Source organism: Ewingella sp. CoE-038-23, from assembly GCF_040419245.1.
Classification (GTDB): Bacteria; Pseudomonadota; Gammaproteobacteria; order Enterobacterales; family Enterobacteriaceae; genus Ewingella; species Ewingella allii.
On sequence record NZ_JAZHOH010000001.1, the window covers coordinates 3,353,028 to 3,367,815 of the forward strand.

Consider the following 14,788-nt stretch of genomic DNA (forward strand, 5'->3'; position numbering starts at 1 on the left):
CGTCGTCTTAATGGCAACGTTTTTTATTGCAGATATCCATCTGTGCGCACAAGAACCGGCAATTACTGCCGGTTTTCTGCGTTTTTTACGTGAAGATGCGCCGCAGGCCGACGCACTTTACATCCTCGGCGACCTGTTTGAAGCCTGGATAGGCGACGACGATCCCGAACCGCTTCACGCCGAAATCGCCTCCGCGCTCAACGAGTTACATCAGCAAGGCGTGCCCTGTTTCTTCATCCACGGTAATCGCGATTTTCTGCTCGGACGCCGCTTTGCCCGCGCCAGCCTGATGCAGCTATTGCCGGAGAAGAAAGTGCTGGAGCTGTACGGCCGCCGGGTGCTTATTCTGCACGGCGACACCCTGTGCACCGACGACGTGGGTTACCAGAAATTCCGCAAAAAAGTGCATAACCCGCTGATTCAGAAGTTGTTCCTCGCCCTGCCCCTCAAGTGGCGTTTAGCCATTGCCGCCAAAATGCGCGCCAACAGCAAAGCATCCAATAGCGGAAAATCGTTAGAAGTGATGGACGTCAACCCGCAAGCGGTGATCTCCGAAATGGAAAGCCACGGCGTTGAGTGGATGATCCACGGCCACACGCACCGCCCCGCCGTCCACGATGTGCCGCTAGACGGTAAAACCGGGCATCGCGCGGTATTAGGCGCATGGCACGAAGAGGGGTCGATGATCAAAGTCAGCGCCGAGGGCGTCGAGCTTATCACCTTCCCATTCTGAATAAACTGATGAGTAGAGGTTAGACCGGCACGCCGCTGTGGAAGCGGAACTGCTCGTCTGGCGACAGAATTAACTCCGCCTCAACGCGCCCGAAAGACTGCACCCGCTCGCTAATATCTTCCCCCGCATACTGCTGAGCCAGTTCCAGATAATCCGTGAAATGGCGCGCCTCGGAGCGCAACAGCGACGTGTAGAAGCGCGACAGCGTCTCATCGAGATGCGGCGCGATTTTGGCAAAACGCTCGCATGAACGCGCTTCGATATAAGCCCCGATAATCAATCTATCCACCAAAATGTTCAGCTCATCGTGATGGCGCGAATGCTTGATCATGCCGCTGGCGTAGCGCGACGGCGACAGCACGGTATAGGGAATATTGCGCTGCTGCATGATCTCCACCACCTGCTCGAAGTGGTGCAGCTCCTCACGCGCCAGACGGGCGGCGCAGAACAGCAGCTCGGTGCGCTCGACGTATTTGGTCATCAGGCTCATGGCGGTGGCCGCCGCCTTCTTTTCACAGTTGGCGTGGTCAATCAGCATGATCTCTTGATTCTCCAGCGCCACGTCCACCCAGCGCGCCGGGGTTTCGCAATGCAAAAAATCATAAATCGGAGCCAACAAAGCCTGTGTCATAAATCAGTTTCCAGTTCATTTATTTAGGATCGTATCGATACGGATTATACAAATCCCGCGCTGACTTCTCACCATAAAACCAACTGTTTCCGGCGACGCAACCGTTTTCCTTGCCAGTTGAGCGTGATATGATTTGCGGCCTCTGCGCGTTACTTACTGATTATCACAGGAGCATTACCGACATGTCATCCAACGTTACCCCAGCCAAAATCGCGATTGTTATGGGGTCAAAAAGTGACTGGGCGACCATGCAGTTCGCCGCCGAGATCCTCACGACGCTGAATATTCCTTTCCATGTCGAAGTTGTTTCTGCTCACCGCACGCCAGACAAGCTGTTTAGCTTTGCTGAACAGGCGTCTGCCAACGGTTTTGATGTGATTATCGCCGGAGCCGGTGGCGCGGCTCACCTGCCGGGTATGCTGGCAGCTAAAACGCTGGTGCCAGTGCTTGGCGTGCCGGTGCAAAGCGCCGCGCTGAGTGGCGTCGACAGCCTCTATTCTATTGTGCAGATGCCGCGCGGTATCCCTGTGGGTACGCTGGCTATAGGCAAAGCCGGAGCCGCCAACGCCGCGCTGCTAGCCGCGCAAATTCTGGCGCTGCACGACGCGCAGATTGGTAAAGATATCGCCGCATGGCGTCAGGCGCAGACTGACGAAGTGCTGAACAATCCCGATCCTCGGGAGGAAGCATGAAGCCGGTTTGCGTACTCGGAAATGGCCAACTCGGCCGCATGCTGCGTCAGGCCGGTGAACCTTTAGGCATCGCCGTCTATCCCGTCGGGCTGGACGCCGAGCCGGAAGCCGTGCCTTTTCAGCAGAGCGTGATCACCGCTGAAATCGAGCGCTGGCCTGAAACCGCCTTAACTCGCGAGTTGGCAACCCACAGCGCCTTCGTGAACCGCGATATTTTCCCGCGTTTGGCCGACCGCCTGACGCAAAAACAGTTACTCGACCAACTCGGTTTAGCCACCGCCCCTTGGCAGTTGCTGGCTGACGCCGCCGAATGGCCACAGGTATTTTCCCAGCTTGGCGAATTAGCCATCGTCAAACGCCGCGTCGGCGGCTATGACGGTCGCGGCCAGTGGCGCTTGCGTGCCGGGGAAGAGCAGACCCTGCCCGCCGACTGCTACGGTGAGTGCATTGTCGAGCAAGGCATTAACTTTTCTGGTGAAGTGTCACTGGTAGGCGCACGCGGCCACGATGGCAAAACCGTCTTCTACCCCCTAACTCACAACCTGCATCAGGACGGCATTCTGCGCACCAGCGTCGCTCTGCCTACCCCTGACGCCGCGCTGCAACAGCAAGCTGAAAGCATGCTGGCCGCCATCCTCAACGAGCTGAACTATGTCGGCGTGATGGCGATGGAGTGCTTCGTGGTGAGCGAAGGTTTGCTGATCAACGAGCTGGCTCCGCGCGTGCACAACAGCGGCCACTGGACGCAAAACGGCGCGTCCTACAGCCAATTCGAAATGCATTTACGCGCCATTCTCGGCCTGCCGCTGCCTAAGCCGGTGGTCAGCACGCCGTCGGTGATGGTCAATCTGATTGGTACGGATGTCTCCAACGAGTGGCTGAGCCTGCCGCTGGTGAACCTGCATTGGTATGAGAAGGAAGTGCGCGCCGGGCGCAAAGTCGGGCATCTCAACCTCAATGATGCCAGCGCAGAGTTGTTGAAAGATAACCTGAAATCGCTTATTCCGCTGTTACCGGCGGAATACGCCAGCGGCATTGACTGGGCCTTGGCGAAGCTCTGATTGGCACGGCTCCCGCAAGACTGAGGGAGCCGTTTTTATTTCTCGTAAGTCAGTTGCGGTAAATCAGTTGCCGTAAGCTCTGAACAGCGCCCTTCCCCGCAGTAATCTCACGCCCATCCAACCGCCACACAGTGACAGCAAAATCGCGCTGATGAGCGGCACCGACCACCACAGCACCATGTTCGGCTCCCAAGGGAAATCAAACACTTTGCGCGTCAGCAGCCACAGAGCGGCTTCGGCGCCCACGGCGGCGGCAATCCCCGCGACCAGTCCCAACACCGCGAATTCACACCACAGGGTGCCGCGCAGCAGCTTCTTACTGGCTCCCAGCGTGCGGTACACGATCAGCTCCTGACGGCGCTGGCGCATGCCAACCTGAATCTGCGCCAGCAGCAGCAATCCGCCGCACAGCATTACCAGAATCACCATCACTTCCAACGCGCGGCTCACCTGCTGAAGTACCTGCCCCACCTGTTTCAGAATCGAGCCGATATCCAGCAGGCTGAGGGTCGGGAACTGGCGATTAAGCTGGGTGATCGCCTTGGCGTCCCCTTCGTAGCGGAAGCTGGTCAGCCAGCTTTGTGGCTGAGCATCCAGCGCGCCCGGCGGGAAGATAAAGTAGAAGTTCGGCCGCAGGCTGTCCCAGTCCACTTTGCGCAGGCTGGTGATTTTGGCGCTGAAGTCCTGCGTGTCGCCGCTGAAGGTCAGCGTATCGCCAAGCTTCACGCCCAGACGCCCCGCCAGCCCTTCATCTATCGACACTTCGCCAGCCTTCGGCGGCCCGTCTCCGGCCACCAGCGGGTTGTGATCCGGCAAGCCTTGCATCCACGTCAGGTTAAGCTCGCGGTTGACCGCCTCACCGGCGGCATCGTCCGGTTTGATGATATCCGTCGACACCTGCTGGTTAATCTTGGTCAGCCGCACGCGCACGATCGGGTAGAACTCCTCCGGCTTGGTCTGATGCTGGTTGAGGAATTCCGTCACCTGCGGGATCTGATCCTTAGTGATGTTCAGCAGGAAGTAGTTAGGGCTATCCGGCGGCAACTGCTGCTCCCAGCGGTCGAGCAGGTCGCCGCGCAGCACCAGCAACAGCGCCAGCAGCATAAAGGACATGGAGAAAGCCGCCAGCTGGCTGAGCGTCACCCACGGCTGGCGCACCAGACGGTTGATAGCCAGCCGCAGCGGCAGCTTGCCGACGGTGACGCGGCGCAGCAGCAGCAGGCTGCCCCAGCCAATCGCGCCGAGCAGCAGCGACAGAACCACCACGCCGGCCAGCAGTGACCACAGCAAGGTGCTGCCGCCAACCAGCGCCGCCAACAGGCCGACCACAATCAGCAGCATCACAGGAATAAACCAGCGCAGCGGCCAGACATTGGCGACGACGTCATTGCGCAGTACGCGCAGCGGCTGGGTCGCCAGCAGCTGTTTGTAAGGGCGCGCCCCCACTAGCAGGGAGATCACCAACAAAGAGCCCATCGACCAGATCCACGGCCAAACGCCCGACGGCGGCAAGGCGGTAGGCAGTACAGGCGTCAGCATCTTCATCAGCAAGGCTTCGAACAGCAAACCAATCACGCTGCCAGACACCGCCGCCAGCAGCAACACCGCCACCCACTGGCCGATAATCAGTTTTTGCAGCGAACGGCGGCCCGCTCCGAGGGTTTTCAACACCGCCACCAAGTCATAGCGGCTGCGGCAGTAATGGCCCATGGCGACGGCCACGGCGGCAATCGACAGCATCAGCGTCAGCAGCGCCGACAGCAGCAAGAACTGCTGAGAACGCTGCAAGGATTTGCCCAGCGCGCCCTCAGACTCTTCCATGCCGTACCAGCGCTGGTCGGGCTTCAGCAGGCCCTTGATGGCATCGCCGTAGGTCTGAATGTCCTGCGGCGAACCGGCAAACATATAGCGATAGGTCAATCGGCTGCCCGGCTGCACCGCGCCGGTTTTAGGCACGTCCGCCAGATTCATTATCAGGCGTGGCGCAGTCTGAAACGGGTTGAAGCCGGAATCCGGCTCCTGAACAATTTCTCCGGCAATTTTAAAAGTCGAATCGCCGACTTCTAAATTGTCGCCCACTTTCACATTGAGCAGCGCCATCAGGCGCGGCGCGGCCAGCACGGTGCCCGGCTCAGGCTTCACGCCCGGCGGCTGAGTTTGCAAATCGCCATATAGCGGATAGGCAAGGTCGGTCGCTTTGACATCCGCCAGCTGCGGCGTGTCTCCGGCGAAGGTCATGGTCATGAAGCTGAGCTGGCGGCTGACTTTCAGCCCCTGCTTCTCGGCGTCCTGCAACCAGGCTTCGGTAATGGGCCGGGCGGAACGCAGCACGCGGTCGGCGGCGATAAAATCACGGCTTTGCTGACTCAGCCCCTTTTCCATGCGGTCGCTGATGCTGCCCAAGGCCAGCACGCAGGCCACCGCCAGCGTCAGGGCCAGCCAGACGATTAATAGCGAAGGCGAGCGCCACTCTCGCCAAAACCAGCGCCAAATCATGCTTCCTCCCACAATTTTCCGTCACGCAGGCGCAAACGACGCTGGCAGCGCGCCGCCAGTTGCTCGTCGTGAGTCACCAGAATCAGCGTGGTTGCCGCGTCGCGGTTGAGTGAGAAGAGTAAGTCGACGATGCGCTCGCCGGTGGCGCGGTCGAGGTTGCCGGTCGGTTCGTCGGCAAACAGCAGTTTAGGTTTGCCAATAAATGCGCGGGCCAGCGCCACGCGCTGCTGCTCGCCGCCGGAAAGCTGGGCCGGAAGATGGTGCTGGCGTTCGCCCAGGCCCAACTGCTGCAAAAGCTGCACCGCCTGCGCGCGGCTATTGGCGTCAGACTCACCGCGCAGCAGGGCCGGAAGCTGGACGTTTTCCAGCGCGTTGAGCGTCGGCACCAACATAAAAGATTGAAACACAAAGCCGACGTTTTTGGCGCGCAGCGCGGCGCGGCCCTCTTCATTCATGTCGGTCAGAGACTGGCCGAGCAGCTTCACATCGCCCCCGGTACCATCATCCAGCCCGGCTAAAATACCCAGCAAGGTAGATTTACCTGACCCCGACTCGCCGATCAGCGCAATGGTCTGCGCCGGTTTGACAACCAGCTCCACACCGGACAGGATGGTTAACTGACTTTCACCCTGACCGACGTGTTTACTAAGATGATGAACTTCAAGAACGTTTCCCGCTGGCATCTTCCTTTCCTTTTACTTGTATCAATGCTGGTCGCTGCAACGCTGAGTGCTCGCGCCACCGCAGCTGATAAGTTACTGATTGTTGGAGACAGTTTAAGCGCGGTTTATCGCCTTCCGGTTGCCCAATCCTGGCCAACCCTGCTAAATAACAAGTGGCAGAGAGAAGAAGGTAAACCCACCATTATTAATGCCAGTATTAGTGGCGATACTGCGGCACAAGGGCTGGCTCGCCTTCCCGCGCTGTTGAAACAGCATCAGCCGCGCTGGGTGCTGATTGAGCTGGGGGCTAACGACGGTCTGCGTGGTTTTGCGCCACCGGCAATCTCCCAGACGCTGAACCAAATTATCGGCTTGGTGAAACAGGCCAACGCCGAGCCGCTGCTGATGCAAATCCTCCTGCCGCCGAACTACGGACGCCGTTATACTGACGCCTTCTATGGCATTTACCCGGCGTTGGCGAAGCAGAACGACATCCCGCTGGTGCCTTTCTTTATGGAACAGGTCGCCGTGAAGCCAGAGTGGATGCAGGATGACGGTTTGCACCCGGCTCAGGTGGCTCAGCCATTTATCGCTGACTGGATGGCGGACAAACTCGCGCCGCTGGTCAAATAGGCCGAAACCCTAAGTAAACCACAGTCCTGAAAAATAGGGGCTTCTGACAGGTAAAGTTATGCAAAAAGCAGTATTGATCACCGGCTGCTCAAGCGGCATTGGGTTGGCTGCCGCGCACGATTTGCGTCAGCGCGGCTATCGCGTGCTGGCGGCTTGTCGCAAAGCGCAGGATCTTGAGAATCTCCAGCTGCAGGGTTTCGAAACCGTTCAGCTGGATTTGGACGATAAGCAGAGCGTCGAGCGCGCCGCCGCGGAAGTCATCGCCCTGACCGGCAATCGCCTGTATGGCCTCTTCAATAACGCTGGTTACGGGGTTTACGGGCAGCTAAGCGGCATCAGCCGGGAGCAGTTCGAGCAGCAGTTTTCCACCAATTTGTTCGGCACCCATCAGCTCACTCAACTGCTGCTGCCCGCCATGCTGGCCCATGGCGAGGGACGCATTATTCAGACCAGCTCGGTGATGGGCTTGATCAGCACGCCGGGGCGCGGGGTCTACGCCGCCAGTAAATACGCGCTGGAGGCGTGGTCCGACGCCCTGCGCATGGAGCTGCACGGCACGGGGGTACAGGTCAGCCTGATTGAACCCGGCCCGCTGACCAGCAACTTCACGCAGAACGTTAATCAGTCGCAGGCCGATAAACCGGTGAATAATCCGGGCATCGCCAAGCGTTTTACCCTGACGCCAGAGGCAGTTTTGCCGAAATTGCGCCATGCTTTAGAGAGCCCGAAGGCGCGTTTGCGCTATCCGGTGACGCTGCTGGCGCACGGCATCACCGTGCTGCGCCGCCTGTTACCCGGCCGCGTGCTGGATAAAATCCTGCGCGGTAATAGCTAGCGGCAGGGGTTGAAGCTGGCACAAGTGCCCCCATTTAGCTTTTAACATCTTATTATTTATCACAATCTCGGCGCGGCATTGTTTCAACTAGGGACAGGGCTTCACCAAGATAAGAGAGACTGATTTATGCTGGCACAACCTTCGATCATTACTATCAACGAAACCAACCTGCACCAGACGTTGGAACAGTCCATGTCGGTTCCGGTGATGTTTTACTTCTGGTCCGAACGCAGCCAGCACTGTCTGGTGCTGGGGCCGATCCTCGACAAACTGGCCGCCGAGTACGCCGGTCAGCTGATTCTGGCAAAGGTCGACTGTGACGCCGAACAGATGATTGCTCAGCAGTTCGGTCTGCGCTCCATCCCGGCGGTTTATCTGTTCAAAGATGGTCAGCCGGTAGACGGTTTCCAAGGCCCTCAGCCGGAAGAGGTGATCCGCGAACTGCTGCAAAAAGTGTTGCCGAAAGAAGAAGAGTTGAAAGTGGCGCAGGCCCAAGATTTGCTGCAAGCCGGTGATCTGACAGGCGCCCTGCCGCTGCTAAAAGAGGCCTGGCAGCTCAGCCAGCAGCGCAGTGATATCGGCCTGATGCTGGCTGAAGTGCAAATTCAGCTCAACCGCAGTGAAGATGCCGAAGCCGTGCTGGCGACTATTCCGCTGCAAGATAAAGACTCGCGCTATCAGGGGCTTATCGCGCAAATCGAGCTGCTAAAACAAGCTGCTGACACCCCTGAAATCCAGCAATTGCAGCAGCAACTTCAGCAAGAGCCGGGCAACGTTGAGCTGGCGGTTAAGCTCAGCCTGCAACTGCACGCGGTGGGCCGAAATGAAGAGGCGCTGGAACTGCTGATGGCACCGCTGAAGAAAGATCTCGGCGCGGCCAATGGTTCTGCGCGTAAAACGCTGATGGACATTCTGGCTGCACTCGGCACCGGCGATGCGCTGGCCGCCAAGTACCGCCGCCAGCTCTATTCCCTGCTTTACTGATCCCCGCAGAACGCATCACAGCGTCCCCCAGCGCGGCACCCGCCGCGCTGCTTTCCCCTCTATTTAGTTATTCGCCTAAGCTGAATCAATACGACTTCTGAATGTTTTGTGCGACAATCCCCAGTGAGCAAAATATATGCGCTCTGCTCACATGAATTTGTTTTTTCTGGAAAATCTCCAGAAAACAATAGGACACGCAGCCATACCCCAAATAGTTCCAGTTGCAGGAAAGCAACTCACGCCTCCGTAGCTTGAAATATCAAAGGTATTACAGGAGTTCAAACTATGTTGACCGTTATCCCGATTATTGTCGTTCTCGCGCTACTGGTGGTTTTCGCCGGTGTTAAAATTGTTCCCCAAGGCTATCAGTGGACCGTCGAGCGTTTTGGCCGTTATACCAAAACCCTGATGCCCGGCCTGAATCTGGTCGTGCCCTTCGTCGACCGCGTCGGCCGCAAAATCAATATGATGGAACAAGTGCTGGATATTCCTTCTCAGGAAGTGATCTCCCGCGATAACGCCAATGTGGCTATCGACGCCGTTTGCTTTATTCAGGTGATTGACCCGGCGCGCGCCGCCTATGAAGTCAGCAACCTTGAGCAGGCGATTGTTAACCTGACCATGACCAACTTCCGTACCGTGCTGGGCTCGATGGAACTGGACGAGATGCTGTCACAACGCGACAATATCAACGCGCGTTTGCTGCATATCGTCGACGAAGCCACCAACCCGTGGGGCGTAAAAATCACCCGTATCGAAATTCGCGACGTGCGCCCACCGGCAGAGCTTATCTCGGCGATGAACGCCCAGATGAAAGCCGAACGTACCAAACGCGCCGATATCCTTGAAGCCGAGGGTGTACGCCAGTCAGCCATTCTGCGCGCCGAAGGTGAAAAACAGTCTCAGATCCTGAAAGCCGAGGGTGAGCGCCAGTCGGCCTTCCTGCAAGCTGAAGCCCGTGAACGTGCGGCAGAAGCAGAAGCTCAGGCCACTAAAATGGTGTCTGAGGCAATCGCCGCCGGCAGCGTGCAGGCCATCAACTACTTCGTGGCACAGAAATACACCGACGCGCTGACCAAAATCGGCTCAGCCAATAACAGTAAAGTGATCATGATGCCGCTGGACGCCAGCAGCCTGATGGGCTCGATTGGCGGGATCGCGGAACTGTTGAAAGAAACCAAAGGCGGAAAATAATGCTGCAACAGCTTATAGCAAGCCCGCACCTGTTTTGGCTGTCACTCGGCGGCCTGTTGCTGGCAGCAGAACTGCTCGGTGCGAGCGGTTATTTGCTGTGGAGTGGCATTGCGGCGGCGCTGGTAGGGTTACTGACGTGGCTGCTGCCGCTGTCGTGGGAATGGCAGGGTATCAGCTTCGCCGTGCTGACGATGGTCGCCGCGTGGCTGTGGTGGAAGTGGCTCAGCACGCGCCAGAGGCCGGACCGGCAGAATGGCTCGCTGAATCAGCGCGGCCAGCAGCTGGTCGGCATGCATGCTACCGTCCTCGAACCCATGAGTAACGGCTACAGCCGCGTGCGCATCGGCGATAGCACTTGGCGCATCACCAGCACCGCGCAGCTTAGCGTGGGTGACGACGTGGTCATCACCCAGGTCGAAGGCATTACGCTGAGGGTTGAGCCGAGCAACAGCCGTCTCTAAGCTCTCTCAAAGCCATTGGTGCTGCAGCAAGGCGGCAAAAGAGGGAATCCCGATGAGCTGACATCAGTCAGTGATTCGGGTGACCGAAAGCGGCTAACGCAGCTGCGGTGCCAAGGTCGAAGGCATTACGCTGAGGGTTGAGCCGAGCAACAGCCGTCTCTAAGCTCTCTCAAAGCCATTGGTGCTGCAGCAAGGCAGCAAAAGAGGGAATCCCGATGAGCTGACATCAGTCAGTGATTCGGGTGACCGAAAGCGGCTAACGCAGCTGCGGTGCCAAGGTCGAGGGCATTACGCTGAAAGTTGAGCCGAGCAACAGCCGTCTCTAAGCTCTCTCAAAGCCATTGGTGCTGCAGCAAGGCAGCAAAAGAGGGAATCCCGATGAGCTGACATCAGTCAGTGATTCGGGTGACCGAAAGCGGCTAACGCAGCTGCGGTGCCAAGGGCGAAGAGAGATTGTCGATGATTGGGCACGCCGCTCCTTCATCGCCCGGACAGGACTCTGCCATCGCCAGCAGCCGCTGGCGCATCTCGGTTAACTCTTCAATATGTCGACCAATCTCTGCGGCTTTCTCAAGCGTTCGCGCTTTCACATCGGCACTGTGGCGGTCGGGATTGTGGAACAGCGCCACCAGCTCCTGACACTCATCCAGAGTGAAACCCACCTGCCGCGCCTGACGCAGTAGCGTAAGCTCCTCAATATGCTTTTGAGCGTAAGTACGATAGCCGTTATCACTGCGCATCGGCGCCGTCACCAGCCCCTTCTCTTCGTAGAAGCGAATCGCTTTGCTGGTCAAACCGGTTTTCTTTGCCACATCGCTGATATTCATTTTGCCCCCTTGACCTTCACCTTGCTGGAAGGTTTATCCTACCCCTGAATCGAACAAAGGCCAACCAACAGTATCCAGAGGAACTCCCTATGACGACGACCGTTTTACACCTTGAAGGTTTGACCTGCGGACACTGCGTGGCGTCTACGCGCAAAGCGCTGGAAGCCGTGTCAGGCACCACCAAAGTGGACGTTGAGTTGAACAAAGCCGTGGTTGAAGGCTCTGCGCCAACCCAAGAGCTGATCGACGCTGTCGAAGAAGCGGGCTATCAGGCGACAGTCGCTTAACGTCCTGCGCCATCGCCGCTGGTAACTCTGCCCGCGGCGATAAACGTGACTTTCATGCTTTTAATTCGCCTTCCCCCCGAAAATCAAGACTTTCCCCCTGTTCGCTACGTCAGCGACGCGCTAGCATGCCCCTTCACCCTTGCAAGGAGACAACGCCATATGGGCCATATCTTTTACCAGCTTGCCCGCTGGCTCGGTCTGCTTTCTCCCGCGGAATATCACTATCCGGCGATGGATATCCAGCTTCCCGGCGACCGTCATTTGCACCTGGTTGGCAGCATCCACATGGGCACCATGAATATGCAGCCCCTGCCAGATATCTTGCTGAAACGGCTGTCGCAGGCCGACGCGTTGGTTGTCGAAGCCGACATCAGCGAGGCGGAATCGCCTTTCGGCATCGCGGAAGATCTCTCGCCACTTAGCGAGAGGCTGACTGAGCAGCAATATTTGCAGGTGGAGAGACTCTGCGAGGAGTTGGGGACATCTATCTATAGCCTGAATCACCTGCCCTGCTGGCAGGTCGCGCTGATGCTACAAGCCGGTCAGGCCCAGCGCCTTGGGCTGCGCGGCGAATACGGCATTGACTATCAGCTATTGAAAGCCGCACGGCGCGAGCAGAAGAAAATCATCGAGCTGGAAGGCCCGCAGGAGCAGCTCACCCTGCTTCAGCAACTGCCGGACGACGGCCGTTCGCTGCTGGAAGACACCCTGACTCACTGGCACACCAACGCGCGGCTGCTGCAAACCATGATCAGCTGGTGGCTGGAATCCCAGCCCAGCCAAAGCATGGAGCCGCTGCCCAACACCTTCAGCAATGACCTGTACGACGTGCTGATGAATCAACGCAACCTACGCTGGAAGCAGCAACTCAACGCCCTGCCGCCCGGTAAATACGTGGTCGCCGTCGGCGCGCTGCATCTGTATGGCGAAGGCAACCTGCCGGATATGCTGACAGCGGATCGGCGCTGAGTTGGGTTTGTGCCTGAACAAGAACAAAACTCGAGATCCTCAAAATCATTCGAGTCAGATCAAGGCGGCAACTGAGGGAGCCCCTGGGAGCTTACACAAGTAAGTGTCTAGGGCGAGCGAAGGAAGCCAACGCAGAGCTGGCTTGAAGGATAAAGAGGATCAAAAAAGTGGCCAATATTGCTATTGGCCAGTCAAAGAGGAATTTCATTTTATTAGTTATAGCTTCAGCATTTGTCTCTTGCGGGACAGAACACTGGCAGTAGTAGGTTAGCAATCTGTATTGGGTCTTGGCAACAGACATTCGCTAGACTAATATTTAACATTCGTTCAAGAAATACTCTTTATGCTTTACAATCAAAAGATTGAGCAGAGTTATTATTTTTCCGCTAATTAAGTCATCGTGAACGTCTGAGGCATTTTTACCCTCATAGACCCGGTGACTTTTTTTATTGGGATCTTTTGTCGGGGATGGATATGACGCCAGCAGTCAAATTATTGGAAAAAAATAAGGTGGTTTTTACCCTCCACCCTTATGAACACAGCAGTGATGAGACCCACTTCGGTGACGAAGCCGTGCAGAAACTCGGGCTGGATGCTAATCAGGTCTATAAAACCCTGCTGGTTTCACTCAACGGTGACGCAAAAAATTTGGCCGTGGCCGTCACGCCAGTCGCCTCAATGTTAGACCTCAAGAAAGTCGCCAAAGCCCTTGGCGCGAAGAAGGCCGATATGGCTGACCCGCAGATTGCCCAGCGCGTGACCGGCTATCTGGTTGGTGGAATTAGCCCTCTGGGGCAGAAAAAGCTGCTGCCCACGGTTATCGATAGCCCGGCGCAAAGTTATGCCACCATTTTTGTCTCTGGAGGTAAACGCGGGCTTGATATTGAACTGGCTGCGGGCGATCTTTGTACCCTGCTGCGCGGAAAATTTGCCGACATCGCTAAAGTTGACTGACTGTTTCCGCTACTTACTACAAGAATAAAGGCTTAGATAGAGATGACCGACCGTACCGACCTCCCTACCCAACCCGTAGCCAGCGCCGCCAAGCGCACCGCCTTCGGGATACTCGGCGCAATCAGCGTTTCCCACCTGCTCAATGACATGATCCAGTCGCTGATTTTGGCGATTTATCCCCTGCTGCAAAACGAGTTTTCCCTCAGCTTTACCCAGATAGGCATGATAACCCTGACTTATCAGATAACCGCCTCGCTGCTACAACCTATTATTGGTTATTACACGGACAAGCATCCGCAGCCTTATTCGCTGCCGATTGGCATGGGCTTTACCCTCTCCGGCCTGCTGCTGTTGGCGGTGGCGCAGACCTTCCCGGTGGTGCTGTTAGCCGCCGCGCTGGTGGGCACCGGCTCCTCAGTCTTCCACCCGGAGTCCTCTCGCGTTGCACGCATGGCGTCCGGTGGCCGTCACGGTCTGGCGCAGTCGGTGTTCCAGGTGGGTGGCAACTTGGGAAGCTCGCTGGGGCCATTGCTGGCCGCACTGATTATCGCCCCTTATGGCAAAGGCAATGTGGCCTGGTTCTCACTGGCGGCCCTGCTGGGTATCGTGGTACTGCTGCAAATCAGTAAGTGGTATCGCCAACAGCAGCAGATCATCAAGAAGCGCGGTCCCGTGGCGGGCAATATCACCGTGCTGCCGCGCCGCACGGTGGCGATGTCGATGGGTATTCTGCTGGTGCTGGTGTTCTCCAAGTACTTCTACCTGACCAGCTTGAGTAGCTACTACACCTTCTACTTGATTCACAAGTTTGGCGTGTCGATTCAAAACGCGCAGATCCACCTGTTTGTGTTCCTGTTCGCCGTGGCGGCGGGCACCATTATTGGCGGGCCGATTGGCGATAAGATTGGACGTAAATATGTGATTTGGGCTTCGATCCTCGGCGTCGCACCTTTCACCCTGCTGCTGCCCCACGCCAACCTGATGTGGACCAGCATTCTGAGCGTGATCATCGGCGTGGTATTGGCTTCGGCGTTCTCGGCAATTTTGGTGTTTGCGCAGGAGTTGATTCCGGGCAAAGTGGGCATGGTTTCTGGCCTGTTCTTTGGTTTGGCCTTCGGCATGGGCGGCCTTGGGGCGGCGGTGCTGGGCTACGTTGCCGACCGCACCAGCATCGAACTGGTGTATCAGATTTGCGCCTTCCTGCCGCTATTGGGGATTCTCACCGCATTCTTACCGAATATTGAACAAAAGCAGTCCTAAACTTCTGCCTTTATGCTGCCGATACTCCGTTATCGGCAGCACACTCACCTTGCCCACTGAAACATCGCTGTCCAAAACCCTGTGAAATGTCACTTTCATCTCGATTTAC

The 14,788-nt window shown here is 57.2% G+C and carries 16 protein-coding genes; 12 read left to right on the forward strand and 4 right to left on the reverse strand.

The window, feature by feature from the left end; genetic code table 11:
- Positions 1–10: 10 nt before the first annotated feature.
- Complete coding sequence (gene lpxH / locus V2154_RS15970; protein WP_353503018.1) at positions 11–733, forward strand: UDP-2,3-diacylglucosamine diphosphatase; 723 nt, start codon at positions 11–13, stop codon at positions 731–733.
- A gap of 19 nt (positions 734–752) precedes the next feature.
- Here the strand turns inward: lpxH and V2154_RS15975 are convergent, their stop codons facing one another.
- Complete coding sequence (locus V2154_RS15975) at positions 753–1,364, reverse strand: MiaE family protein (protein ID WP_034792250.1); 612 nt, start codon at positions 1,362–1,364, stop codon at positions 753–755.
- Between the two features lie 182 nt (positions 1,365–1,546).
- On the opposite strand from V2154_RS15975, the gene purE reads away from it, so the two are divergent.
- Both purE and purK read left to right on the forward strand, forming a co-directional pair.
- Complete coding sequence (purE, locus tag V2154_RS15980; RefSeq protein WP_034792251.1) at positions 1,547–2,056, forward strand: 5-(carboxyamino)imidazole ribonucleotide mutase; 510 nt, start codon at positions 1,547–1,549, stop codon at positions 2,054–2,056.
- Positions 2,053–3,117, forward strand: a complete 1,065-nt coding sequence (purK, locus tag V2154_RS15985; RefSeq protein WP_353503019.1) for a 5-(carboxyamino)imidazole ribonucleotide synthase — start codon at positions 2,053–2,055, stop codon at positions 3,115–3,117. The genes purE and purK overlap by 4 nt, the downstream gene beginning before the upstream one ends.
- A gap of 63 nt (positions 3,118–3,180) precedes the next feature.
- Here the strand turns inward: purK and ybbP are convergent, their stop codons facing one another.
- A complete protein-coding gene (gene ybbP, locus V2154_RS15990) occupies positions 3,181–5,613 on the reverse strand; it encodes a putative ABC transporter permease subunit YbbP (RefSeq protein ID WP_353503020.1) in 2,433 nt (810 codons plus the stop codon).
- Positions 5,610–6,296: a putative ABC transporter ATP-binding protein YbbA gene (gene ybbA / locus V2154_RS15995; RefSeq protein ID WP_154145576.1), complete on the reverse strand. Its 687-nt coding sequence runs from the start codon at positions 6,294–6,296 to the stop codon at positions 5,610–5,612. Before ybbA ends, ybbP begins: the two co-directional genes overlap by 4 nt.
- Between ybbA and tesA the strand changes: the two genes are divergently transcribed.
- The 5 genes from tesA to V2154_RS16020 all read left to right on the forward strand — a co-directional run bounded on the left by tesA (position 6,267) and on the right by V2154_RS16020 (position 10,382).
- Entirely contained in the window at positions 6,267–6,908 is a 642-nt protein-coding gene (gene tesA, locus V2154_RS16000) for a multifunctional acyl-CoA thioesterase I/protease I/lysophospholipase L1 (RefSeq protein WP_353504013.1), read from the forward strand. The two genes, ybbA and tesA, sit on opposite strands and share 30 nt — an antisense overlap.
- Positions 6,909–6,966: 58 nt before the next feature.
- The gene (locus V2154_RS16005) at positions 6,967–7,743 is read left to right on the forward strand and encodes an SDR family oxidoreductase (protein WP_353503021.1); all 777 of its coding nucleotides are present in this window, start codon (positions 6,967–6,969) and stop codon (positions 7,741–7,743) included.
- Between the two features lie 126 nt (positions 7,744–7,869).
- On the forward strand, positions 7,870–8,727 hold the full coding sequence (locus V2154_RS16010; protein WP_353503022.1) for a co-chaperone YbbN: 858 nt from the start codon (positions 7,870–7,872) through the stop codon (positions 8,725–8,727).
- Between the two features lie 285 nt (positions 8,728–9,012).
- The gene (locus tag V2154_RS16015; protein ID WP_034792258.1) at positions 9,013–9,921 is read left to right on the forward strand and encodes an SPFH domain-containing protein; all 909 of its coding nucleotides are present in this window, start codon (positions 9,013–9,015) and stop codon (positions 9,919–9,921) included.
- Positions 9,921–10,382 carry an NfeD family protein gene (locus tag V2154_RS16020; RefSeq protein WP_353503023.1) on the forward strand — a complete coding sequence of 154 codons (462 nt, stop codon included), beginning with the start codon at positions 9,921–9,923 and terminating at the stop codon, positions 10,380–10,382. Before V2154_RS16015 ends, V2154_RS16020 begins: the two co-directional genes overlap by 1 nt.
- A 419-nt stretch (positions 10,383–10,801) precedes the next feature.
- On the opposite strand, the gene cueR is transcribed toward V2154_RS16020, so the two are convergent.
- Positions 10,802–11,209 (reverse strand): Cu(I)-responsive transcriptional regulator, encoded by a 408-nt coding sequence (gene cueR / locus V2154_RS16025; RefSeq protein ID WP_100937446.1) that lies wholly within the window; start codon positions 11,207–11,209, stop codon positions 10,802–10,804.
- Between the two features lie 89 nt (positions 11,210–11,298).
- Here cueR and V2154_RS16030 point away from each other — a divergent pair, with 89 nt between their 5' ends.
- The 4 genes from V2154_RS16030 to V2154_RS16045 all read left to right on the forward strand — a co-directional run bounded on the left by V2154_RS16030 (position 11,299) and on the right by V2154_RS16045 (position 14,679).
- Positions 11,299–11,496 (forward strand): cation transporter, encoded by a 198-nt coding sequence (locus tag V2154_RS16030; protein ID WP_485903613.1) that lies wholly within the window; start codon positions 11,299–11,301, stop codon positions 11,494–11,496.
- A gap of 159 nt (positions 11,497–11,655) precedes the next feature.
- On the forward strand, positions 11,656–12,465 hold the full coding sequence (locus V2154_RS16035) for a TraB/GumN family protein (protein WP_353503024.1): 810 nt from the start codon (positions 11,656–11,658) through the stop codon (positions 12,463–12,465).
- Positions 12,466–12,939: 474 nt separating this feature from the next.
- Positions 12,940–13,419 (forward strand): Cys-tRNA(Pro)/Cys-tRNA(Cys) deacylase YbaK, encoded by a 480-nt coding sequence (gene ybaK, locus V2154_RS16040; RefSeq protein WP_353503025.1) that lies wholly within the window; start codon positions 12,940–12,942, stop codon positions 13,417–13,419.
- Between the two features lie 42 nt (positions 13,420–13,461).
- Positions 13,462–14,679, forward strand: coding sequence for an MFS transporter (locus V2154_RS16045; RefSeq protein WP_353503026.1), 1,218 nt, complete (start codon positions 13,462–13,464; stop codon positions 14,677–14,679).
- Positions 14,680–14,788: the final 109 nt, after the last annotated feature.

Coding starts and splice junctions, on each gene's coding strand:
- tesA (WP_353504013.1), top strand. CDS start 6,267: ATGAACTTCAAGAACGTTTCCCGCTGGCATCTTCCTTTCCTTTTACTT.
- lpxH (WP_353503018.1), top strand. CDS start 11: ATGGCAACGTTTTTTATTGCAGATATCCATCTGTGCGCACAAGAACCG.
- V2154_RS16010 (WP_353503022.1), top strand. CDS start 7,870: ATGCTGGCACAACCTTCGATCATTACTATCAACGAAACCAACCTGCAC.
- ybbA (WP_154145576.1), bottom strand. CDS start 6,296: ATGCCAGCGGGAAACGTTCTTGAAGTTCATCATCTTAGTAAACACGTC.
- V2154_RS16035 (WP_353503024.1), top strand. CDS start 11,656: ATGGGCCATATCTTTTACCAGCTTGCCCGCTGGCTCGGTCTGCTTTCT.
- V2154_RS16030 (WP_485903613.1), top strand. CDS start 11,299: ATGACGACGACCGTTTTACACCTTGAAGGTTTGACCTGCGGACACTGC.
- ybbP (WP_353503020.1), bottom strand. CDS start 5,613: ATGATTTGGCGCTGGTTTTGGCGAGAGTGGCGCTCGCCTTCGCTATTA.
- V2154_RS16045 (WP_353503026.1), top strand. CDS start 13,462: ATGACCGACCGTACCGACCTCCCTACCCAACCCGTAGCCAGCGCCGCC.
- V2154_RS16015 (WP_034792258.1), top strand. CDS start 9,013: ATGTTGACCGTTATCCCGATTATTGTCGTTCTCGCGCTACTGGTGGTT.
- ybaK (WP_353503025.1), top strand. CDS start 12,940: ATGACGCCAGCAGTCAAATTATTGGAAAAAAATAAGGTGGTTTTTACC.
- V2154_RS15975 (WP_034792250.1), bottom strand. CDS start 1,364: ATGACACAGGCTTTGTTGGCTCCGATTTATGATTTTTTGCATTGCGAA.
- purK (WP_353503019.1), top strand. CDS start 2,053: ATGAAGCCGGTTTGCGTACTCGGAAATGGCCAACTCGGCCGCATGCTG.
- V2154_RS16020 (WP_353503023.1), top strand. CDS start 9,921: ATGCTGCAACAGCTTATAGCAAGCCCGCACCTGTTTTGGCTGTCACTC.
- purE (WP_034792251.1), top strand. CDS start 1,547: ATGTCATCCAACGTTACCCCAGCCAAAATCGCGATTGTTATGGGGTCA.
- V2154_RS16005 (WP_353503021.1), top strand. CDS start 6,967: ATGCAAAAAGCAGTATTGATCACCGGCTGCTCAAGCGGCATTGGGTTG.
- cueR (WP_100937446.1), bottom strand. CDS start 11,209: ATGAATATCAGCGATGTGGCAAAGAAAACCGGTTTGACCAGCAAAGCG.